The 21,539-nt window shown below is 69.5% G+C and carries 18 protein-coding genes and 1 tRNA gene; 15 read left to right on the top strand and 4 right to left on the bottom strand.

Translation table 11 applies throughout. From position 1 onward, the window contains the following. Positions 1-118 precede the first annotated feature (118 nt). Complete coding sequence (locus KOI35_RS19730; RefSeq protein WP_215788979.1) at positions 119-985, bottom strand: GNAT family N-acetyltransferase; 867 nt, start codon at positions 983-985, stop codon at positions 119-121. A gap of 193 nt (positions 986-1,178) precedes the next feature. Between KOI35_RS19730 and gltB the strand changes: the two genes are divergently transcribed. The 4 genes from gltB to KOI35_RS19750 all read left to right on the top strand — a co-directional run bounded on the left by gltB (position 1,179) and on the right by KOI35_RS19750 (position 9,743). Then, positions 1,179-5,729 carry a glutamate synthase large subunit gene (gene gltB, locus KOI35_RS19735; protein WP_308121074.1) on the top strand — a complete coding sequence of 1,517 codons (4,551 nt, stop codon included), beginning with the start codon at positions 1,179-1,181 and terminating at the stop codon, positions 5,727-5,729. Then, positions 5,722-7,194, top strand: coding sequence for a glutamate synthase subunit beta (locus KOI35_RS19740; protein WP_215788981.1), 1,473 nt, complete (start codon positions 5,722-5,724; stop codon positions 7,192-7,194). Before gltB ends, KOI35_RS19740 begins: the two co-directional genes overlap by 8 nt. 228 nt (positions 7,195-7,422) lie before the next feature. Further along, complete coding sequence (gene pyk, locus KOI35_RS19745; RefSeq protein ID WP_215788982.1) at positions 7,423-8,862, top strand: pyruvate kinase; 1,440 nt, start codon at positions 7,423-7,425, stop codon at positions 8,860-8,862. Continuing rightward, positions 8,859-9,743, top strand: coding sequence for an acyl-CoA thioesterase (locus tag KOI35_RS19750; RefSeq protein ID WP_215788983.1), 885 nt, complete (start codon positions 8,859-8,861; stop codon positions 9,741-9,743). Before pyk ends, KOI35_RS19750 begins: the two co-directional genes overlap by 4 nt. Before the next feature lie 75 nt (positions 9,744-9,818). Here KOI35_RS19750 and KOI35_RS19755 read toward each other — a convergent pair whose 3' ends face one another. Continuing rightward, positions 9,819-10,499 (bottom strand): hypothetical protein, encoded by a 681-nt coding sequence (locus KOI35_RS19755; RefSeq protein ID WP_215788984.1) that lies wholly within the window; start codon positions 10,497-10,499, stop codon positions 9,819-9,821. Between the two features lie 115 nt (positions 10,500-10,614). Here KOI35_RS19755 and KOI35_RS19760 point away from each other — a divergent pair, with 115 nt between their 5' ends. Both KOI35_RS19760 and KOI35_RS19765 read left to right on the top strand, forming a co-directional pair. Then, entirely contained in the window at positions 10,615-11,157 is a 543-nt protein-coding gene (locus KOI35_RS19760) for an RNA polymerase sigma factor (protein WP_215788985.1), read from the top strand. Positions 11,158-11,161: 4 nt separating this feature from the next. Further along, the gene (locus tag KOI35_RS19765; protein ID WP_215788986.1) at positions 11,162-11,944 is read left to right on the top strand and encodes a hypothetical protein; all 783 of its coding nucleotides are present in this window, start codon (positions 11,162-11,164) and stop codon (positions 11,942-11,944) included. A gap of 110 nt (positions 11,945-12,054) precedes the next feature. Here KOI35_RS19765 and KOI35_RS19770 read toward each other — a convergent pair whose 3' ends face one another. Both KOI35_RS19770 and KOI35_RS19775 read right to left on the bottom strand, forming a co-directional pair. Beyond that, on the bottom strand, positions 12,055-12,801 hold the full coding sequence (locus tag KOI35_RS19770; protein ID WP_215788987.1) for a helix-turn-helix domain-containing protein: 747 nt from the start codon (positions 12,799-12,801) through the stop codon (positions 12,055-12,057). Positions 12,802-12,840: 39 nt separating this feature from the next. Then, positions 12,841-12,923: transfer RNA gene (locus KOI35_RS19775), tRNA-Leu, on the bottom strand. Between the two features lie 126 nt (positions 12,924-13,049). Here KOI35_RS19775 and KOI35_RS19780 point away from each other — a divergent pair. The 9 genes from KOI35_RS19780 (at position 13,050) to KOI35_RS19820 (ending at position 21,501) form a co-directional block, all read left to right on the top strand. Continuing rightward, positions 13,050-13,673, top strand: coding sequence for an ANTAR domain-containing response regulator (locus KOI35_RS19780; protein ID WP_215788988.1), 624 nt, complete (start codon positions 13,050-13,052; stop codon positions 13,671-13,673). A gap of 208 nt (positions 13,674-13,881) precedes the next feature. Then, positions 13,882-15,048 (top strand): branched-chain amino acid ABC transporter substrate-binding protein, encoded by a 1,167-nt coding sequence (locus KOI35_RS19785; protein WP_215788989.1) that lies wholly within the window; start codon positions 13,882-13,884, stop codon positions 15,046-15,048. Between the two features lie 82 nt (positions 15,049-15,130). Further along, entirely contained in the window at positions 15,131-16,081 is a 951-nt protein-coding gene (locus KOI35_RS19790) for a branched-chain amino acid ABC transporter permease (RefSeq protein ID WP_215788990.1), read from the top strand. Next, the gene (locus tag KOI35_RS19795) at positions 16,078-17,193 is read left to right on the top strand and encodes a branched-chain amino acid ABC transporter permease (protein WP_215788991.1); all 1,116 of its coding nucleotides are present in this window, start codon (positions 16,078-16,080) and stop codon (positions 17,191-17,193) included. Before KOI35_RS19790 ends, KOI35_RS19795 begins: the two co-directional genes overlap by 4 nt. Further along, positions 17,190-18,086 carry an ABC transporter ATP-binding protein gene (locus KOI35_RS19800; protein WP_246613431.1) on the top strand — a complete coding sequence of 299 codons (897 nt, stop codon included), beginning with the start codon at positions 17,190-17,192 and terminating at the stop codon, positions 18,084-18,086. Before KOI35_RS19795 ends, KOI35_RS19800 begins: the two co-directional genes overlap by 4 nt. Further along, positions 18,076-18,786, top strand: coding sequence for an ABC transporter ATP-binding protein (locus tag KOI35_RS19805; protein ID WP_215788992.1), 711 nt, complete (start codon positions 18,076-18,078; stop codon positions 18,784-18,786). Before KOI35_RS19800 ends, KOI35_RS19805 begins: the two co-directional genes overlap by 11 nt. Positions 18,787-18,816: 30 nt before the next feature. Beyond that, positions 18,817-19,722 (top strand): ABC transporter substrate-binding protein, encoded by a 906-nt coding sequence (locus tag KOI35_RS19810; RefSeq protein WP_215788993.1) that lies wholly within the window; start codon positions 18,817-18,819, stop codon positions 19,720-19,722. Between the two features lie 7 nt (positions 19,723-19,729). Next, positions 19,730-20,734 (top strand): amino acid ABC transporter permease, encoded by a 1,005-nt coding sequence (locus KOI35_RS19815; protein ID WP_215788994.1) that lies wholly within the window; start codon positions 19,730-19,732, stop codon positions 20,732-20,734. Next, positions 20,731-21,501: an amino acid ABC transporter ATP-binding protein gene (locus KOI35_RS19820; protein ID WP_281420154.1), complete on the top strand. Its 771-nt coding sequence runs from the start codon at positions 20,731-20,733 to the stop codon at positions 21,499-21,501. Before KOI35_RS19815 ends, KOI35_RS19820 begins: the two co-directional genes overlap by 4 nt. The last annotated feature ends 38 nt before the right edge of the window (positions 21,502-21,539 follow it).

Consider the following 21,539-nt stretch of genomic DNA (forward strand, 5'->3'; position numbering starts at 1 on the left):
CCGTCCCTGCCGGGGGTCAGAGCGGCGCGGCGGCCGGCTCGGCGACGCGGGCCGTCCCTGCCGGGGGTCAGAGCGGCGCGGCAGCAGGCTCGGCGACGCGGGCCGTCCCTGCCGGGGGTCAGAGCGGCGCGGCGGCCGGCTCGGCGACGCAGGCCGTGCCGACCCGCCGGAATCCGACCTTGGTGTAGAGGCGGGCGACGTCGTCGTCGCCGGCCGACAGGAACACCAGGCCGACCCCGTCGGCCAGCGAGCGCCGGGCCAGCGCCGCGGTGAGCTGCGAGGCGTAGCCGCGGCGGCGGGCCGAGGGCAGGGTGGCCACTCCGGCCACCTCGGCCACGTCGCCCGAGCGCATCACCGCGCCGGTGGCCAGGATGCCGTCGGCCGAGTCGACCACGGCGGTGTGGTAGTCGCCCGACGAGCTGCGTTCCTGCTGGCTGGCGACCAGGGCGTCGCTGAGGCGCGGGGTGGCCGCGTCGCGTTCGGCCGGGCCGGCGGGCACGGTGCGCAGCGCGCCCCCGAGCGGCGAGGCCGGGCTCGCCGGGGCGCCGAAGCCGAGCTGGGCGACCGCGCGGGAGGCGGCCAGGTCAGCCGCGAACCGGTCGGCCGTCGGGTCGACGAACCGGATCGTGCCGCCGGCCACCGGCAGGTCGGGCACCAGCGCGGCCGGGTCGAGCACGAGCAGCGGGGCCAGCAGCACGTCGAGCCCGGCCGAGCGGGCGACGGCGAGCAGGTCGGGGGTGGTCTCGTGCACCCATTCGAAGGCCTCGGGCAGGCCCAGCTCTCGTTGCCGGGAGCGGACGGCAGTAATATCAGCCGCAGAGGGTGTGCCCGCACCGATGCGGGGGCGGGCATAGTAGGGCCAGCCCTCGCCCTCGCGGACGAAGAGCACGAGTCCGCCGAGTTCCTCGGCTCGTGCATAGGGCCGGGGGAGCGCGTCGTAAAAACGCTCGAGCCTGACGAAGACGTCGGTATCCTGTTGCGCCACCGCGCGAGACTATCCAACTCGAGTGGTCGTCCGGCTACCCCATTTCGGGCGCGATAGGGGTTTTGGCCCCGCGGGAAGTGTGATCCATCCGAACTGGCGGAGATCGGCACCCCTTAACGTAGACTCTAGAGACTTTGCAGGGCCGACGTCGTCCCGACCTTGATACGTAACACCAGTGACGACAGGAGGCCCGGTGGCTTTTCCGCACCCCCAGGGGCTTTACGACCCCACTCAGGAGCGCGACGCCTGCGGTGTGGCTTTCGTAGCCGACCTCCACGGACGCCGTTCCCACGATGTGGTCGCCAAGGGTCTGTCGGCCCTCATCCGCCTCGATCACCGGGGCGCGCGCGGCGCCGAGTACAACACCGGCGACGGCGCCGGCATCATGATCCAGGTCCCGGACGAGTTCTACCGCGCGGCCGCCGGCTTCGAGCTGCCCGCCCCCGGCCACTACGCGACCGGCCTGGCCTTCGTGCCGGAGGATGCCGCCGAGCGGGCCCGGGCGATCAAGGTCTTCGAGAAGTACGCCCTGGTCGAGGGCGGCGACATTCTCGGCTGGCGCGACGTGCCGGTGCAGCCGGACGGCCTGGGCCAGACCGCCGAGGACGCCCGCCCCGCGATCATCCAGGTGTTCCTGGCCGCGCACCGGCTCAGCGACTCCGCCGCCGGTCCGGCCGGTGCGCAGCTCAGCGGCATCGAGCTGGACCGGGTGGCGTTCACCATCCGCAAGCAGGCCGAGCGCGAGTCGTCGCAGCGCGGCGTCGGCATGTACTTCCCGTCGCTGTCCTCGCGCACGATCACCTACAAGGGCATGCTCACCCCCGACCAGCTGCCGGCGTTCTTCCCCGACCTGGTCGACGAGCGGGTGTCCAGCGCGATCGCGCTCGTGCACTCGCGCTTCGCCACCAACACGTTCCCGGCCTGGGAGCTGGCCCACCCGTACCGGTTCATCGCGCACAACGGCGAGATCAACACGATCCGCGGCAACAAGAACTGGATGGCCGCCCGCGAGGCGCTGCTGCAGTCGAAGGTGCTGCCGGGCAGCATCAAGCGGCTGTTCCCGATCAACTCGCCGGCCGCGTCCGACTCGGCCAGCTTCGACGAGGTGCTCGAGCTGCTGCACCTGTCCGGGCGCAGCCTGCCGCACGCCATGCTGATGATGATTCCCGAGGCGTGGGAGAACGACCCCGGCATGGAACCGAAGCGGCGGGCCTTCTACCGCTTCCACGCCAGCCTGATGGAGCCGTGGGACGGCCCGGCCAGCGTGGCGTTCACCGACGGCGAGATCATCGGTGCCGTCCTCGACCGCAACGGCCTGCGTCCCGGCCGCTGGTGGCACACCTCCGACGGCCTGGTCGTGCTCGGCTCCGAGGCGGGCGTGCTCGACCTCGAGCCGTCCTCGGTGGTGGCCAAGGGCCGCCTCCAGCCGGGCAAGATGTTCCTGGTCGACACCGTGGCCGGGCGGATCGTGCACGACGACGAGATCAAGGCCGAGCTGGCCGCCGCCCAGCCCTACGACGAGTGGCTGCACGCGGGCCTGATCCACCTCGACGACCTGCCACCGCGCGAGCACGTCATCTACACGCACGACTCGGTCACCCGGCGCCAGCAGGTGTTCGGCTACACCGAGGAAGAGCTCAAGATCCTCGTGGGGCCGATGGCCCGTACGGGCGCGGAACCGCTCGGATCGATGGGCACGGACACCCCGATCTCGCCGTTGTCGCAGCGGCCGCGGCTGCTCTTCGACTACTTCCACCAGCTGTTCGCCCAGGTCACCAACCCGCCGCTGGACGCCATCCGCGAGGAACTGGTGACCAGCCTGTCGGCCACCATCGGGCCCGAGGGCAACCTGCTCGACCCGGGGCCGGCGTCCTGCCGCCAGATCGTGCTGCCCTACCCGGTGATCGACAACGACGAGCTGGCCAAGCTGCTCAGCATCGACGAGGACGGCGACCTGCCCGGCTTCAAGGCGGTCCGGGTCTCGGGTCTCTACCCGCTGCGTGACGGCGCGGCCGGCATCAAGGCCCGGCTGACCCAGATCTGCCGGCATGTGTCCGAGGCGATCGAGGACGGCGTCCGCATCCTGGTGCTGAGCGACCGGGACTCGAACGCCGACCTGGCGCCGATCCCGTCGCTGCTGCTCACTGCGGCTGTGCACCAGCACCTCGTACGGGAGCAGACCCGCACCCAGGTCGCCCTGGTCGTCGAGTCGGGCGACTGCCGCGAGGTGCACCACGCGGCCGTGCTGATCGGCTACGGCGCGGCGGCGGTCAACCCGTACCTGGCCTTCGAGTCGGTCGACGACCTGATCCTCAACGGCACCCTGGCCGGGCTCGACCCCAAGAAGGCGGTCCGCAACTACGTCAAGGCGCTCGGCAAGGGCGTCCTGAAGATCATGTCGAAGATGGGCATCTCGACGGTGTCCTCCTACTGCGGCGCCCAGGTGTTCGAGGCCGTCGGTCTCGACAACCGGCTGCTGCAGCGCTACTTCGCGGGCACCAACGGGCGGATCGGCGGCTCCGGCCTGGCCGACATCCACGCCGAGGTGAAGGCGCGGCACGAGAAGGCGTACCCGGCGAACCCGGCCGAGCGCAGCCACCGGCGGCTCGAGGTCGGCGGCGAGTACCAGTGGCGCCGCGAGGGCGAGGTGCACCTCTTCAACCCGGAGACGGTGTTCCTGCTGCAGCACGCGACCCGCTCCAAGCAGTACGACGTCTTCCGCAAGTACACATCCAAGGTCGACGGTCTGGCCGCCGAGGCCGGATCGCTGCGGGGCCTGTTCGAGTTCAAGACGCGGGAGCCCGTGTCGATCGACGAGGTCGAACCGGCGTCGGAGATTGTGAAGCGCTTCGCCACCGGTGCCATGTCGTACGGGTCGATCTCCGCCGAGTCGCACGAGACCCTGGCCATCGCCATGAACCGGCTCGGCGGCAAGTCGAACACCGGCGAGGGCGGCGAGGACGTCGAGCGGCTTTATGACCCGGAGCGCCGCTCGTCGGTCAAGCAGATCGCGTCCGGCCGGTTCGGCGTGACCAGCGAATACCTGGTCAACGCGGACGACCTGCAGATCAAGATGGCCCAGGGCGCCAAGCCGGGCGAGGGTGGCCAGCTACCCGGCAACAAGGTGTGGCCGTGGATCGCCAAGACCCGGCACGCCACGCCGGGTGTCGGCCTGATCTCGCCGCCGCCGCACCACGACATCTACTCGATCGAAGACCTCGCGCAGCTGGTCCACGACCTCAAGAACGTGAACCCGATGTCGCGGGTGCACGTCAAGCTGGTCAGCGAGATCGGCGTCGGCACGGTCGCGGCGGGTGTCGCCAAGCTCAAGGCCGACGTCATCCTGATCTCCGGCCACGACGGCGGCACCGGCGCGTCGCCGCTCAACTCGCTCAAGCACGCCGGCTCCCCGTGGGAGCTGGGCCTGGCCGAGGCGCAGCAGACGCTGCTGCTCAACAAGCTCCGCGACCGGGTCACCGTGCAGGTCGACGGTCAGCTCAAGACCGGCCGCGACGTGGTCGTGGCGGCCCTGCTGGGTGCCGAGGAGTTCGGCTTCGCCACCGCCCCGCTGATCGTCAGCGGCTGCATCATGATGCGGGTCTGCCACCTCGACACCTGCCCGGTCGGCATCGCCACGCAGAACCCGGTGCTGCGCGAGCGCTTCACCGGCAAGCCCGAGTTCGTCGAGAACTTCTTCCTGTTCCTGGCCGAAGAGGTCCGCGAATACCTGGCCGAGCTGGGCTTCCGCAGCATCGACGAGGCGATCGGGCACGCCGAGGTCCTCGACGTCCGCCCGGCGGTCGACCACTGGAAGGCCAAGGGTCTCGACCTGTCGCCGATCCTGTTCGTGCCCGAGCTCCCCGAGGGGGCGGCCCGCCGCGGCATCGTCCCGCAGGACCACGAGCTCTACAAGGCGCTGGACAACAAGCTGATCGAGCTGGCCGGGCCGGCCCTGAACGACGGCACCCCGGTGCACGCCGAGGTCGCCATCCGCAACGACAACCGCAGCGTCGGCGCGATGCTGGGCGGCGAGGTGACCCGCCGCTACGGCGGCACCGGCCTGCCCGACGACACCATCGCGTTCACCCTGCGCGGCACCGGCGGTCAGTCGTTCGGCGCGTTCCTGCCGACCGGCGTCACGCTGCGGCTGATCGGCGACACCAACGACTACGTGGCCAAGGGCCTGTCCGGCGGCCGGGTGATCGTGCGGCCGGACGAGGGCGCGCCCTTCATCGCCGAGAGCAACATCATCGCGGGCAACACCATCCTCTACGGGGCCACCGCGGGTGAAGTGTTCCTGCGCGGCCGCGCGGGGGAGCGTTTCGCCGTACGCAACTCGGGCGGCCAGGCGGTCGTCGAGGGCGTGGGCGACCACGGCTGCGAGTACATGACCGGCGGCACCGTGGTGGTGCTCGGCCCGACCGGGCGCAACTTCGCCGCGGGCATGAGCGGCGGCCAGGCGTTCGTGCTCGACCTGGAGTCGTCGCGGGTCAACCCGGAACTGGTCGACCTGGCCCCGCTCACCGGCGAGGAGCAGGACACCCTGCGCACCCTCGTCGAGAAGCACGCGGCCGAGACCGGCTCGGCCGTCGCCGAGCGGCTGCTCAAGGACTGGCCCGCGGCCGTCGAGCGGTTCACCGCCGTGGTGCCGCGTGACTACAAGCGCGTGATGGAACTGATCAGGACCGCCGAAGCCGCCGGTCGCAACGTCGCCGAGGCGGTCATGGGGGTCAAGGGTGCCTGATCCGAACGGATTCCTTCGCTACGAGCGGCAGCTGCCCAAGCGCCGCCCGGTGCCGGTCCGCATCCGCGACTTCCGCGAGGTCTACCCGCCCGCGGGTGAGGAGCTGATCCGCGACCAGGCCACCCGCTGCATGGACTGCGGCATCCCGTTCTGCCACGAGGGCTGCCCGCTGGGCAACCGGATCCCGGACTGGAACGACCTGGTGCGGACCGGGGCGTGGGAGGCGGCGGCCGAGTCGCTGCACGCCACCAACAACTTCCCCGAGTTCACCGGCCGGCTGTGCCCGGCGCCCTGCGAGGCGGCCTGCGTGCTCGGCATCGCCGACGACCCGGTCACCATCAAGCAGGTCGAGGTCGAGATCGCCAACCACGCGTTCGACCTCGGCTACGTCCGCCCGCAGCCGGCCCCCGCGGCCACCGGCAAGAAGGTCGCCGTGGTCGGCTCCGGCCCGGCCGGCCTGGCCGCGGCCCAGCAGCTGGCCCGGGCCGGGCACGCCGTGACCGTCTACGAGCGGGACGACCGCATCGGTGGCCTGCTGCGCTACGGCATCCCCGATTTCAAGATCGAGAAGGACGTGGTGGACGCCCGGCTGGCCCAGATGGCGGCCGAGGGCGTCGTCTTCGAGACCGGTGTCGAGGTGGGCGTCGACGTGACCGCCGACGACCTGCGCGAGCGGTTCGACGCGGTGCTGCTGGCGGCCGGGGCGCTCGCGGGCCGCGACACCCCCGAAACTCCGGGGCGCGGTCTGAACGGCGTACACCTCGCGATGGAGCACCTCGTGCCCGCCAACCGGGTCGTGGCCGGCCTGCAGGAGACCACCCCGGTCGACGCGGCCGGCAAGCACGTGGTGATCATCGGCGGCGGCGACACCGGCGCCGACAGCCTCGGCGTGGCCCACCGGCAGGGCGCGGCCGGCGTGATCCAGCTCGACCAGTACCCGCTGCCCCCGTCGATCCGGGCCGCCGAGCAGCACCCGTGGCCGACCTGGCCGGTCATCCTGCGCAACTACCCGGCCCACGAAGAGGGCGGCGAGCGCGTCTTCGGCGTGGCCGTGCAGGAGTTCGTCGACGACGGCTCCGGCAACGTCAAGGCGGTGCGGGTGGCCGACGTGACGGTGGAGCGCGTCGACGGTGTCCGTACGGTCACCGTGGCCGAAGGGTCGGAACGCGACCTGCCGGCCGACCTGGTGCTGCTGGCCATCGGCTTCGACGGCACCGAGAAGCAGCCGCTGCTCGACCAGTTCGGCATCGACCGCAACCGCCGCGGCGTCCTCGACGCCGACCACACCTGGCAGACCTCCGCCCCCGGCGTGTTCGTGGCCGGCGACATGCACCGCGGCGCCTCGCTGATCGTCTGGGCGATCGCCGAGGGCCGCTCGGCCGCCGCCGCGATCCACGAATACCTGGGCGCGGCCGGCGAACTGCCTGCCCCGGTGCGGTCCAGCGCCCAGCCCATCGGCGTCTGAGCGAACGTGTGCGAACGGGCTCGCCCTTCTGGGCGAGCCCGTTCGTCGTTGCGCACAGGGTGTGCCGATAAGCTGAAGCCGCGGTCGCCGAAGCCCGCCAGATTTGCACGGTGCAGCGCGCCGGGTCAACGAGGAGAGACCCAGGCAGCCCGCCGTCGCCCGACAGACGCAGTTCACCCCGATGACGGGGGTCGGCCGCCAGGCCGATGAGAAAGAGAGACTAGCCTGATGGCCGTGACACGCCGCGTAAAAATCGTCTGCACCATGGGGCCCGCGACCGCCTCGCCCGAGCGCATGCTCGGTCTTGTCGAGGCCGGCATGGACGTGGCCCGGATGAACTTCAGCCACGGAAGCCACGAGGACCACCAGAAGGTGTACGACCTCGTGCGCAGCTCCAGCGAGCAGGCCGACCGCGCCGTCGCGGTCCTCGCCGACCTGCAGGGGCCCAAGATCCGACTCGGCAAGTTCGCCGACGGCCCCCACGTGTGGAACACGGGTGACCTGGTCACCATCACCAGCGAGGACATCCTCGGCACCAAGGACCGCGTCTCCTGCACCTACACCAAGCTGCCGCAGGAGGTGAAGCCCGGCGACCGCCTCCTGATCGACGACGGCAAGGTCGCCGTCGAGGTCACCGCGGTCGAGCACCACACCGACATCCGCTGCCTGGTCGTCGAGGGCGGCCCGGTCAGCAACAACAAGGGCGTCAGCCTGCCCAACGTCGCGGTCAGCGTCCCCGCCCTGAGCGACAAGGACGCCGAAGACCTCCGCTTCGCCCTGGGCCTCGGCGTCGACCTGGTCGCGCTGTCGTTCGTGCGCTCGCCCGACGACATCAAGCTCGTCCACGAGATCATGGCCGAAGAGGGACGCACCGTCCCGGTCATCGCCAAGGTCGAGAAGCCCGAGGCGGTCGAACACCTCGAGGCCATCGTGCTCGCCTTCGACGGCGTCATGGTCGCCCGCGGTGACCTCGGCGTCGAACTGCCCCTCGACCAGGTCCCCCTGGTGCAGAAGCGGGCCGTCCAGCTCTGCCGCGAGAACGCCAAGCCGGTCATCGTCGCCACCCAGATGCTCGACTCGATGATCGAGAACTCGCGCCCGACCCGCGCCGAGGCGTCCGACGTCGCCAACGCCGTGCTCGACGGCACCGACGCCGTGATGCTCTCGGGCGAGACCTCGGTCGGTAAGTACCCGGTGCTCACGGTCAGCACCATGGCCAAGATCGTCACCACCACCGAGGCCGGCTCGATCCCGGTGCCGCGCCTGCAGCACGACCCCCGCACCCACGGTGGCGCGCTCACCGTCGCCGCGTCGCAGATCGCCCGCAACATCGGGGCCAAGGCGCTCGTCGCGTTCTCCCAGACCGGCGACACCGTCCGCCGCCTCGCCCGGCTGCACTGCGAACTCCCGCTGTTCGCCTTCACCCCGGTCCCCGAGGTACGCGACCAGCTCGCCCTCAGCTGGGGCGTCGAGACCTTCCTGACCGACTTCGTGCAGCACACCGACGACATGTTCCGGCAGGTCGACGCCAAGATGCTCGGACTCGGACTGGCCAAGCCGGGCGACTACGTGGTCGTCGTGGCCGGCTCCCCGGTCAACGCGCCCGGCTCCACCAACACCCTGCGCGTCCACCGGCTCGGCGACCTCGTCGACCCGGCCACGCTGTGACCGAACCGCTCAGCGGACAGGCCGCCGTCGACCAGCTGCTCGAGGTCCTCGACCTCAAGCAGCTGGACGCGGCGACCTTCCGCGGGGAAAGCCCGCAGACCGGCGCCCAGCGCGTCTTCGGCGGCCAGGTCGCCGGTCAGGCCCTGGTCGCCGCCGGGCGCACGGTCGACCCGGAACGGTTCGTGCACTCCCTGCACGGCTATTTCGTCCGCCCCGGCGACCCCACCGAACCGATCCAGTTCACCGTCGAGACCATCCGCGACGGCCGCTCCTTCTCGGTCCGGCGCTCCACCGCCCAGCAACACGGCAAGACGATCTTCTTCATGTCGGCGTCGTTCCAGGTGACCGAGGAAGGCCTCGACCACCACACCCCGGCCCCCGACGACGTGCCCGCCCCGGCCGACGTGCCGACCATGGCCGACTGGGTGACCAGATACCCCAGCCGCCGGGCCGCGTTCAACGCCGCACCCCGCGCCATCGACGTCCGCTACGTCAACGACCCCGGCTGGGTGCCGCCCGGCGACCGCAACGCCAGCGACCAGCAGCGCGTCTGGATGCGCATCGACGGCACCCTGCCCGACGACCCGCTGATCCACGCCTGCGCGCTGACCTACGCCTCCGACCTGTCCCTGCTCGACTCGGTGCTCTCCGTGCACGGCGAGGTGTGGGGCCCCGGCGGCGTCATCGGCGCCAGCCTCGACCACGCCCTCTGGTTCCACCGGCCGTTCCGCGCCGACGAATGGTTCCTCTACGACTGCACCAGCCCCTCGGCCAGCGGCAGCCGCGGCCTGGCCAGTGGGCGCATGTACACCGAAGACGGCCGGCACATCGCCAGCGCCGTCCAGGAAGGCCTGCTCCGGCGGGTCGGCGCCCGCCGCTGAGCGCCCCGCCGGGCCGGGACCCCGGCCCGGCGACTGGCCGACGAACGGATCCCGCCCGGCGGGGGCAGGGGAGACTCAGCCTTGCTTCTCCAACTCCAGATCGTCCGCCCGATGCCGCGCCGACTTCGGCTGTTCCTCAAAATCGGCCAGCCCGGCCGCATAACCGGTCACGCCGTCCGCACGTTCGGGTGACAACCGCAGCACGTCCGCCCGCGCCCCGGCGACCTCCCGCAACCGCAACGCCGTCACCAGATCGGCCACCGCCCGCAACACCGCGAGCGCACCCAGCGTGACGATGACCGGATCGGCCGTCCGCGCCAACGGACCCGCCGCGTAGAACCCCAGCCCCGTCTGCAGCACACCCAGGCACACCACCAGACCCCACGTCCGGTCCGTGCCCCGGTTCATCGTCGCCACGGCGATGTCCACCGCACCCCGTACCAGCAGAAACCACGCCACCAGCGAAGCCGGCGTCGTATAGGTCGAATCCCGGTCCAGCAGCACGACCACCCCGGTCGCGGTGAACAACGCGGCCATCGACGCGTTCACCCACCACATCCGCGTCCCGGCCAGCGCCCGCACCACCTCACAGAGCGCCCCGAAGAAAATCACCGGACCCGCCACCCCCGCGACGTCGGCCGGCTCCAGCCGCAGCACACTCCAGCCGATCGCCAGCCACGCCACGCCCGCGAACAGCAGAAACCCCCACATGCCGGCCCGCATCACGGACAGCGGCGAAGAACCCGACCACAACATGAGGCCTCCCGCCAAGTTGTCCCTGCCATGACAACATCCGGCCGACCGGCGAATCGGAGGTTCACGCAGATTCACAGCGGGGTACAAGACGGCCGCCCCCACCCCCGGAGAGGCCGTGCCCGACGAAGAGCTCACCACCGCCCTCCGCGCCGCCCAGCAAGGCGACGCGGCGGGATTCGCCACCCTCTGGCGCAGCTTGCACCCCAACGTCCTGCGCTACCTGCGCGTCCTGGCCGGCGACCACGCCGAGGACGCCGCCAGCGAGACATGGCTGCACGTCATCCGCGACCTCCACCGCTTCGAGGGCACGGCCGGCGAATTCCGGGGCTGGCTCTTCCGCATCGCCCGCCACCGCGGCATCGACGAGAAAAGACGCGTTTCCCGTACGCGGGAAGCCGCCGCACCACCCACCGGCGCCGCCCCCGACGCCGCCGTCCAGGCGGCCGAGGACGCCTCCACCGCCTGGGCCCTCAGCATGATCGCCGCCCTGCCCGTCGACCAGGCCGAAGCCGTCATGCTCCGCGTCGTCGCCGGCCTCGACGTCGCCACCACAGCCGACATCCTCGGCAAGAAACCCGGCGCCGTCCGCATCGCCACCATGCGCGGACTCCGCCGCCTCGCCACCCACCCCCAGATCCGCACCCGGCAGGGGGTGTAACAAAATGCGGGCCTTCCACGCTCTCCAACGTGCACTGCGCACGCGACGCCACCGGCGCATCAACCGCGACCAGGCCGACCGCATCGCCGCCACCCACCCGCCCGGCACCGATCACCCCGGACTGGCCGCCCTCCTCGAAGCCGCCCGAGCCCCCGCCACCCGCGAGGAACTCGCCGGCGAACAGGAAATGGTCGCCGCTTTCGTCGCTCATCGCAAAAACGCTGCTCGCAGCGCCCGGCGCCACCGAACGGCGAGGATCCGGGCCGCGCTCGTGCCCGCCACGGCCGGTCTGGCTCTCCTCATCCTCGCCGGCACGGCCGCCGCCGCCCGCACCGGCAACCTCCCCCAGGAAGCCCAGCAGCACGCACACCGCCTGTTCTCGGCGCTGGGCGTACCGGCGCCGAGAACAGGCACCCCGGCACCACCCGGCCCCAGCCGCCCCGGACCCCGGCCGTCCACCTCACCCACCCTCGACGTGACCGTGCTGGGCTGGTGCGACGCCTGGAACGCCACCCCCGGCCGCACCCTCAGCGCCGGCGACCGCCGCAAACTCAGCGACGCCGCCGGAGGCGAGGAAGACATCGAGAAATACTGCCGCGACCTGCACCGCTCGGCCTCGGCGGCGCCCTCGCCCACCGCCACCCAGGAGCCGTCGACGACCCCTGTCGCACCGTCGACATCTCCGACGGTCAGCCCGCGCCCCAGCTCCGGATCGCCCAGCGCCCCACCGACCGGCGCCGCACCGGCCACACCGACACCGACAGCCACCCAGGGAAGTTACCCGTAGTTATGGTGCCATCGCCTCGAGTGCACAGAGTGACCCGGGGAGCGGCCGGCCACCTCACCCAAGGTGGTCAGCCGCCTGCCCGAATGTCGCCTTGGCGCGTGCGCGGCCGGTCACCACTTCGGCCCGACGAACTCGTCCAGCCGCGCCACCGCCTCCCGCCGCGCCACCGAGAGCAGGTTGGGCCGGGCCATTCGCCACGCTATATGCACGAGATCGAGGGTTTGCGCACATAACCCCATGATGTCGGTCGACTCGTTTACGAAGTTGTAACGCGGATAGCTGTAGGCGCGACCATTCCGGACGACACGATTCATGGATCGACTGCCGTCGGAATGAAAGAGACCGCGGAGGAATCTTCCGGGCCGAGCCGAGATCACTTCCTGCTGCCAATTCGACAATTCGATCACGCGCCGATGCTTGGCGCCGCGCCCGTGCTGCGGGATCAGGCAGGGCCAATGGGTCCAATGCGACCGGATGCTGATGCAGCCGGGCCGCTCCTGGAACCCGACCGTCCGAGCCCCGCAGGCCTCCATGGCGTAGGACACCTCGTGGATGAGCCCGGGGTAGCTCTGATCGGAGGAGACCGTCAGAAGGGGGACGCGTTGGGTCATCAGCAGGTGTCCGTCACCGAGATACTGCCCCAGCAGGTAGGCATACGACGCTGGATCGTCGATCGCGCGCGCCGGACTGTCGCATCGCGGGCACCGGTTGTCGATCTCGGTCGCCCTTTGCCGGCGGTTGTAGAGCCAGCACGCGACGGTATTGCGCGAGATGCCGAGCCGCCGGTATATCTCGCTGAATGGCACGCCGGCGGCGTGCAATCGGAGGGCTTCCTTGCGGATGGCGGGCGGATGCACGGCCTGATCGTGGCAGGCGGGTACGACATTTCTGTGCGGTGCCGGGGACGGGAGTCGAACCCGCATGCCCTCTCGGACAAATCCTTTTGAGAGATCCGTGTATGCCATTCCACCACCCCGGCATGCCCGGTCCACCGCAGGAAGGTCACGCTGACCCAGGCAGGGGACAGCGTACCCACTAGGCTTAGGGCGGCGACACCCGGATACGGGGGTGTCGCGACATCGGGAACGTTGGGGGTAGGGGTTCCGTGGCCGACTCGCAGGCTGGTGCCGAGCGCAAGCGGGTGTTGATCGCCGAGGACGAGGCGCTCATCCGTCTGGACCTGGCCGAGATGCTCGTCGAGGAGGGCTACGACGTCGTCGGTGAGGCGGGTGACGGTGAGACCGCCGTCCGTCTGGCCGAGGAGTTGCGCCCCGACCTCGTCATTCTCGACATCAAGATGCCGATCATGGATGGGCTGGCGGCCGCGGAGCGGATCGCGGGCGGCCGGATCGCCCCGGTCGTGATTCTGACGGCTTTCAGTCAGCGTGATCTGGTCGAGCGGGCCCGGGCAGCCGGCGCGATGGCCTATCTGGTGAAGCCGTTCCAGAAGTCGGATCTGGTGCCGGCGGTGGAGATCGCTCTTTCGAGGTACTCGGAGATCGCCGCGCTGGAGTCCGAGGTGGCGGGGCTGACCGATCGTCTGGAGACGCGGAAGTCGGTCGAGCGGGCCAAGGGCGAGCTGATGACGAAGTATCAGATGACCGAGCCGCAGGCGTTCAAGTGGATTCAGCGCACGGCGATGGATCATCGGATGACTATGCGTGAGGTCGCGGATCGGATCCTGGCCGAGGGTCAGGATGCGGACGGCGCGCAACCCGCAAACAGTTGATCTTGAATTAGTCCGGTTGTAACACCTCCTCCGGCCTGCGGCTCCTCGGACGTAACGGTTCGGTGAAAGCCCGAGTGAACTCTTTCAGCAGGCCCAGAGACTGGGATAACGTCCCGCCCCATAACGGGGCACGGTGGCCGCTGGGGTGCGCAAGTGCCAATCGGCCAGCAGTGGCTCGGTGGGTTCGGTATGGAGGAGGGTTCCAACCTTGAGGCAGGTTCTCGCACGAGCCATCGGCGGGGTGGCCATTATCGGGCTCATCGCCGGTGCCGCTGCTTGCAACAGCAGTTCCAGCAGCGATGACACCGCGAGCAGTGGAAACTGCGGCTACAAGCTCGCATTCTTCGGCGCTCTGACCGGCTCGGCCGCCAACCTCGGTGTGAACATCGAGCAGGGCTTCGAGCTGGCTATCGAGCAGTACAACAAGGCCAAGGGTTCGACGTGTATCGAGGTGGCGAAGTTCGACTCCCAGGGTGAGGCTTCGGTCGCCCCTGGTGTCGCGCGCTCCCTGGTCGCGGACAAGAAGATCCTCGGCATCGTGGGCCCGCCGTTCTCCGGCGAGTCCGAGGCCGCTGACCCGATCTTCGAGTCGGCCGGCATCCCGACGATCACGCCGTCGGCGACCCGTGTGTCGCTGGCGTCGAAGGGCTGGAAGACGTTCCACCGCGCGGTGGCCAACGATGACGCGCAGGGCCCCGCGGCCGCCGCGTACATCAAGGACAACCTGAAGGCGCAGAAGGTCTTCGTCGCGGACGACCAGTCGGCGTACGGTGCCGGTCTGGCCGACGTCGTGAAGTCGACGCTCGGTGCGCTGGTCGTCAACACGGACAAGACCGAGGGTGACGGCAAGCAGGCCGACTTCTCGGCGCTGGTCCAGAAGGTCCAGTCGAGCGGCGCGACCGCGCTGTTCTACGGCGGCTACTACACGAACGCGGGCATCATCCGCAAGCAGCTCACCGCTGCGGGCTGGAAGGGCACGCTGGTCGGCGGCGACGGCATGAAGGACCCGGGCCTGTCCAAGGCGTCGGGTGTCGCGGCTGCGGTCGGCACCGTCGTGACCTGCCCGTGTTCGCCTCCGGAGGCCGCGGGCGGCACGTTCGTCAACGACTACAAGGCGAAGTGGAACCAGGACGCGGGTACGTACTCGGACGTCGCCTTCGACGCCGCGAACGTGTTCCTGCAGGGCATCGACGCGGGCAACACGACCCCGGAGAAGCTCAACACCTACCTGTCCACGGTGAACTACAAGGGCATCGCGAACACGTACAAGTTCACCGCCACCGGTGAGCTGGACCCCACGCTGATCAAGGTGTGGGCGTTCAAGTTCGACAGCTCTGGCGACGCCAAGTCCGACGTGGAGATCAAGACCTCCTGATCGGTTTGCGCTAACTCTCTGTAGGGCCGGTGCGGCCGGATGATCTCCGGCCGCACCGACCTCGTCGTTTTGGAGCCCCTCTGTGGATTTTTCCGGTCTGATTGATAATTTCGGGCCGCTCACCGTGACGGGTCTGGCTCAGGGCGCGATCATCGCGTTGTTCGCCCTGGGTTACACGCTGGTCTACGGTGTGCTGCGGCTCATCAACTTCGCCCACTCCGAGGTCTTCCTGATGGGCACGTACGCGTGCCTGATCGTCTGGGGTTTCTTCGGTCTCGACCAGAACTCGGCCGCCCCCGGCGTCGGTGGCATGCTGCTCTATCTGGTGATCGGCCTGGTCGTGGCGATCATCGCCTCGGGTGTGACGGCGCTGGCCGTCGAGCTGGTGGCCTACCGCCCGCTGCGCCGGCGTAACGCGCCGCCGCTGGCCTTCCTGATCACCGCGATCGGTGCGTCGCTGTTCATCTCCGAGCTGACCGGTGTGCTGACGCACCGCAACCAGCGCGGTGTTCCGCCGATCATCCAGGCCAAGCCGCTCTTCACGATCGGCGACACCACGGTGACGAACCTGCAGCTCCTCATCATCCTGCTGGCGCTGGTGATGATGTTCGCGCTGGATCGTTTCATCAACGGCTCGCGTCTGGGCCGCGGTATCCGGGCGGTCTCGCAGAACCCGGACAGCGCCGCGCTGATGGGTGTCAACAAGTCGCGGGTGATCGCGCTGGTCTTCCTGCTGGGCGGTCTGATGGCCGGTATCGCGGCGGTGATGTACGACCTCAAGATCGGCGTGACGCGCTACGACGCCGGCTTCCTGCTCGGCATCGACGCGTTCGCGGCGGCCGTGCTGGGTGGTATCGGCAACCTGCGGGGTGCCCTGCTGGGCGGCCTGCTGCTGGGTGTGCTGCAGAACTACGCGGCGGGCCTGTTCGGGTCGCAGTGGCTGCACGCGGCGTCGTTCGTGCTGCTCGTGGTCATCCTGCTGTTCCGCCCGACGGGTCTGTTGGGTGAGTCGCTGGGAAGGGCTCGAGCATGACGACGACGACCGAGAAGGCAACCTGGCGCAGCAGCGGCGGTGTGCGTGGCTGGTTCGGCCGGCAGCCGGGCTGGGTGCGCGGCATCATCGTGCTGGTCTCCGCGATCCTGGCGTTCCTGCTGCCCTACGCGGCCGAGGTGCCGCTGATCGGCCCGCAGATCGTCACCGAGGGCATCGACTGGCCGAGCGCCCTGTTCAACATGTCGTACTACGTGCTGCTGGCCCTGGGCCTGAACGTGGTGGTCGGCTACGCGGGTCTGCTCGACCTGGGGTATGTCGGCTTCTTCGCGGTCGGCGCGTACGGCACGGCCCTGCTGACCTCGCCCGACTCGGTGCTCTACGCCGACACGGGCTGGAAGTGGCTGATGGCGGTGCCGGTGGCGCTGGCCCTGACCATGGTGGCGGGCCTGATCCTGGGCTGGCCGACGCTGCGTCTGCGCGGTGACTACCTGGCCATCGTGACGCTGGGCTTCGCCGAGATCATCCGGATCTTCGCGACCAGTACGACGACGCTGCGCGGTGACCGTGGTTTCGCGAGCATCCCGCACCCGCCGGGCATGTGGAACGGCAAGCCGATCTTCGGGGTGACCGACGCGGTGCCGTACTTCTGGCTCGGTCTGGTCGTCATCATCCTGGTCATCCTGGGTGTGCGGAACCTGGACCGGAGCCGGGTCGGCCGGTCGTGGCTGGCGATCCGTGAGGACGAGGAAGCCGCCGAGATCATGGGCGTGCGCACGATCAAGTACAAGCTGTGGGCGTTCGCGATCGGCGCGTTCATCGGCGGTCTCGGTGGTGTGCTGTTCGCCGGCGAGCAGGGCTTCATCAACTCGCAGACGTTCGTGCTGCAGTTCTCGATCCTGGTGCTGGCGGGCGTGGTCATGGGTGGCTCCGGCAACATGGCCGGTGCGATCCTGGGTGGTGCGCTGATCTCGTACATCCCGGACCGTCTGCGGGGCATCTCGCTGGGCGACACGGACCTCTACGAGTACCGGTTCGCCCTGTTCGGCCTCGTGATCATCATCATCATGGTGCTGCGGCCGCAGGGTCTGATCCCGAGCCGCCGGCGTGCCATGGAGCTCAAGGACCGGGAGAAGGAGGTGGCTCCGCAATGAGTGAGCCGCACAAGGAGACTCCTGAGGAGCTCGACCGTGCCAACGAGCGGCCGGTGGACGAGGCCGCCCCGACCGGTGGGGCCAAACTCGACGAGCCCAACCCTTCGCCCGTACGGGGGGAGGAAGTTCTCCTCGAGGTCGACCATGTCACGCTGCGCTTCGGCGGTGTCGTGGCGCTCAACGACGTCAGCTTCTCGCTGCGCAAGGGTGAGATCTTCGGGCTGATCGGCCCGAACGGCGCGGGCAAGACCACGTGCTTCAACGCGATGACCGGCGTGTACCGGCCGACCAGCGGTGCCATCCGGTTCCAGGGCGAGTCGGTGGTCGGCAAGAAGAAGCACGAGATCACCCGGGGCGGCATCGCCCGTACCTTCCAGAACGTGCGGCTGTTCCCCGAGATGACCGCGCTGGAGAACGTCATGGTGGGCGCGGACGCGCACCACAAGACGAGCGTGATCAGCGCGTTGTTCCGGCTGCCGCGGTTCTGGTCGGAGGAGAAGTCGGGCCGGGCCCGGTCGATCGAGCTGCTCAAGTTCGTCGGCATCGTGCACCGGGCCGGCGATGTGAGCCGGAACCTCTCGTACGGTGAGCAGCGCCGCCTGGAGATCGCCCGCGCGCTGGCCACCAACCCGACCCTGCTCTGCCTGGACGAGCCGGCCGCCGGCTTCAACCCGGCCGAGAAGGAGGAGCTGCTCCAGCTCATCCGCAAGATCCGCGACACCGGGGTCACGGTGCTGCTGATCGAGCACGACATGCGCCTGGTCATGGGCGTCACCGACCGGATCGTCGTGCTGGAGTTCGGCAAGAAGATCGCCGAGGGGACGCCCGCCGAGGTGCGGGACAACCCGGCGGTCATCGCCGCCTATCTGGGGGTGCCCACCGATGCTGCTTGAGATCGACAACGTGACGCTGGCCTACGGGCGGATCCAGGCCCTGCACGGCATCAGCCTCACCGTCGGCCAGGGCGAGGTCGTCGCGCTGATCGGCGCCAACGGGGCCGGCAAGTCGACCACGATGCGGGCCATCTCGGGGCTGCGCCCGGTGTCCCAGGGCACGATCAGGTTCGACGGCCAGGACATCACGAAGCTGCGCGCCGACCTGCGCGTGATCCGGGGTGTCTCGCAGTCGCCCGAGGGCCGGGGCATCTTCCCGGGCATGACGGTGCGCGACAACCTCGAGATGGGTGCCTACACCCGGCGCAACCGGTCCGAGATCGACGAGGATCTGGACCGCGCGTTCACGCTGTTCCCGCGGCTCAAGGAGCGCGAGAAGCAGCCCGGCGGCACGCTGTCCGGCGGTGAGCAGCAGATGCTGGCGGTGGGCCGGGCGCTGATGAGCCGGCCCAAGCTGCTGCTGCTCGACGAGCCGTCGATGGGTCTGGCGCCGATGCTGATCCAGCAGATCTTCGACATCATCGTCGAGATCAACCAGCAGGGGACGACCGTGCTACTGGTGGAGCAGAACGCCCAGCAGGCTCTGTCCCGGGCGCACCGCGCGTACGTTCTGGAGACCGGCCGGATCGTCAAGGAAGGCACCGGCGCCGAGCTCCTGCACGACCCGGCGGTCAAGGACGCCTACCTGGGCGTCGCTTAACCGCGGTTTCTCTTCGAATAGGGAGTCATCATGTTTCGCACCACCCCCGGCCGCCGGGCGATCCTCGGCCTGGCCGCCGCGGCGGCGATGACGCTGTCGATGGCCGCCTGTGGCTCGGAGTCGTCCGACTCGAGTTCGGGCGGCGCCCCGGCGCCCAGCGCGTCCGCCGACACCGCCCTCGCCGACAAGGTCCCGGCCGACATCAAGGCCACGGGCAAGCTGACGATCGGCACCGACTCGTCGTACGCGCCGAGCGAGTTCCTCGACGCCGACGGCAAGACCGTGGTCGGGTTCGACGTCGACCTGTTCAACGCGGTGGCGCAGAAGCTCAACCTGACCACCGAGTGGACGTCGGCCACGTTCGACAGCATCATCCCGGGCGTGACCAGCAAGAAGTACTCGGTCGGGGTGTCCTCCTTCACGATCAACTCGGACCGGCTGAAGGAGGTCAACATGGTCTCCTACTTCTCGGCGGGCACCCAGTGGGCCGCCAAGACCGGGGCCACGGTCAACGCCGACGACGCCTGCGGCAAGAAGATCGCCGTGCAGACGGCGACGGTGCAGGTGGACGACCTGAAGGCGCGGTCGAAGAAGTGCACCGACGCCGGCAAGGGCGCGATCACGATCGACCAGTACCAGAAGCAGTCGGACGCCACGAACGCCGTGGTGACCGGCAAGGACGAGGCCATGCTGGCCGACTCGCCCGTGGTGGCGTACGCGGTGAAGCAGACCAACGGGCAGCTCGCCCTGGTCGGCGACATCTACGACTCGGCCCCCTACGGCTACGCCGTGGCCAAGGACCAGACCGAGTTCGCGAACGTCCTCGGCGAGGCCGTGCAGGCGCTGATCGCCGACGGCACGTACAAGCAGATCCTCGACAAGTGGGGCGTCGCCGCCGGTGCGATCACCACGCCCGAAGTGAACCCGTCGGTCTGACCCTCGCATGAGCGACGACACGACAACCGAGCGGGCACGGCCGGAAGCGATCAAGGCCGTGCCCGTGCGGCACCCCGGGCGCTGGGTGGGCCTGGGCATCATCGCGATCCTGGCCGCGATGTTCCTGCACATGCTGCTCACGAACGACCGGATCCGGTGGTCGTTCATCTTCCTGGAGTATCAGGACGGCAAGCGCGGGGTGATGTTCACCGAGCCGGTCCTCGAGGGCCTGCGCGGCACCATCCTGCTCACCATCTCGTCGATGGCGATCGGCATCCTGCTCGGCGTCGTCATCGCCATCATGCGACTCTCGCCGAACAAGATCCTGTCGACAGTCGCCTTCATCTACACCTGGTTCTTCCGGGCCGCACCCCGCCTCGTGCTGGCGCTGCTGTTCGGCAACCTGAACATCCTGTGGGAGCGGATCGGCTTCGGCCTGCCGTTCGGCACCCAGATCGGCAAGCTGTTCGGCCTGGACAACTTCGACGGGCAGTTCTACAGCATCAAGGCCAGTGACCTGCTGGCCGGTTTCGTGGCCGGCATGCTGGCGCTGGCGCTGTCCGAGGCCGCGTACATGGCCGAGATCGTGCGGGCCGGCATCCAGTCGATCGACCAGGGGCAGAGCGAGGCCGCGGTCGCGCTCGGCATGTCCCGCGGTCAGGTGCTGCGGCGCGTCGTGCTGCCGCAGGCCATGCGCGTGATCGTGCCGCCGACCGGCAACGAGGTCATCGCGATGGTCAAGGACACGTCGCTGGTGGCGTACGTGCCGGTGACCTTCGAATTGTTCTTCCAGCTCCAGCAGATCCAGGCCCGCACCTTCGTGGTCCTGCCGGTCTTCGTGGCCGCGCTGATCTGGTACCTGATCCTGTGCACCATCCTGATGATCGGCCAGTACTTCGTGGAGCGGCACTTCGGCCGGGGCTACGGCGCCACCGGCAAGGCGAAGCAGCGGCTGCGTGACATCCAGGTCGAGCAGGGCGGCCGCATCACCCCGACCGGGGAGGGCACATGACCGAGACCACCGAGATGGTGCGCGCCGACAACGTGCACAAGTCGTTCGGGTCGCTCGAGGTGCTCAAGGGCATCGACCTGGTCGTCAAGCCGGGCGAGGTGTGCTGCGTGCTGGGCCCCTCGGGCTCGGGCAAGTCGACGTTCCTGCGCTGCATCAACCACCTCGAAAAGATCAACGCCGGGCGGATCTTCGTGGACGGCGAACTGGTCGGCTACCGCGAGCGTGGTGGCAAGCTGCACGAGATGGGCGAGAAGGACGTCGCCCGGCAGCGCCAGTCGATCGGCATGGTGTTCCAGCGCTTCAACCTGTTCCCGCACATGACGGTGCTCGACAACGTCATGGAGGCGCCCTGCCGGGTCAAGCGGGAGTCCAAGTCGGAGGTGCGTGACCGCGCGACCGCACTGCTCGAGAAGGTCGGGCTGGGCGCCAAGGTCGGCAACTACCCCGGTCAGCTCTCCGGCGGCCAGCAGCAGCGGGTCGCCATCGCCCGGGCCCTGGCCATGCGGCCCAAGCTGATGCTGTTCGACGAGCCGACCAGCGCGCTCGACCCCGAACTGGTCGGCGAGGTCCTCGACACGATGAAGGACCTGGCCCGCGACGGCATGACCATGGTCGTGGTCACCCACGAGATCGGATTCGCCCGCGAGGTCGGCGACAACCTGATCTTCATGGACGGCGGTGTGGTGGTCGAGCAGGGGCCGCCGCGCGAGGTCATCGGCAACCCGCAACATGAGCGAACCAAGGCATTCCTCAGCAAGGTGCTCTAAATCTGGCGGGGCGGTCCGGCTTTGTGTCGGACCCCCCG

The organism is Paractinoplanes bogorensis (genome assembly GCF_018829635.1).
Classification (GTDB): Bacteria; Actinomycetota; Actinomycetes; order Mycobacteriales; family Micromonosporaceae; genus Actinoplanes; species Actinoplanes bogorensis.

Excerpts from the sequence above, each read along its gene's own strand:
- pyk (WP_215788982.1), top strand. The coding sequence starts at position 7,423 with ATGGCCGTGACACGCCGCGTAAAAATCGTCTGCACCATGGGGCCCGCG.
- KOI35_RS19755 (WP_215788984.1), bottom strand. The coding sequence starts at position 10,499 with ATGTTGTGGTCGGGTTCTTCGCCGCTGTCCGTGATGCGGGCCGGCATG.
- KOI35_RS19765 (WP_215788986.1), top strand. The coding sequence starts at position 11,162 with ATGCGGGCCTTCCACGCTCTCCAACGTGCACTGCGCACGCGACGCCAC.
- KOI35_RS19795 (WP_215788991.1), top strand. The coding sequence starts at position 16,078 with ATGACGACGACGACCGAGAAGGCAACCTGGCGCAGCAGCGGCGGTGTG.
- KOI35_RS19800 (WP_246613431.1), top strand. The coding sequence starts at position 17,190 with ATGAGTGAGCCGCACAAGGAGACTCCTGAGGAGCTCGACCGTGCCAAC.
- KOI35_RS19805 (WP_215788992.1), top strand. The coding sequence starts at position 18,076 with ATGCTGCTTGAGATCGACAACGTGACGCTGGCCTACGGGCGGATCCAG.
- KOI35_RS19810 (WP_215788993.1), top strand. The coding sequence starts at position 18,817 with ATGTTTCGCACCACCCCCGGCCGCCGGGCGATCCTCGGCCTGGCCGCC.
- KOI35_RS19815 (WP_215788994.1), top strand. The coding sequence starts at position 19,730 with ATGAGCGACGACACGACAACCGAGCGGGCACGGCCGGAAGCGATCAAG.
- KOI35_RS19820 (WP_281420154.1), top strand. The coding sequence starts at position 20,731 with ATGACCGAGACCACCGAGATGGTGCGCGCCGACAACGTGCACAAGTCG.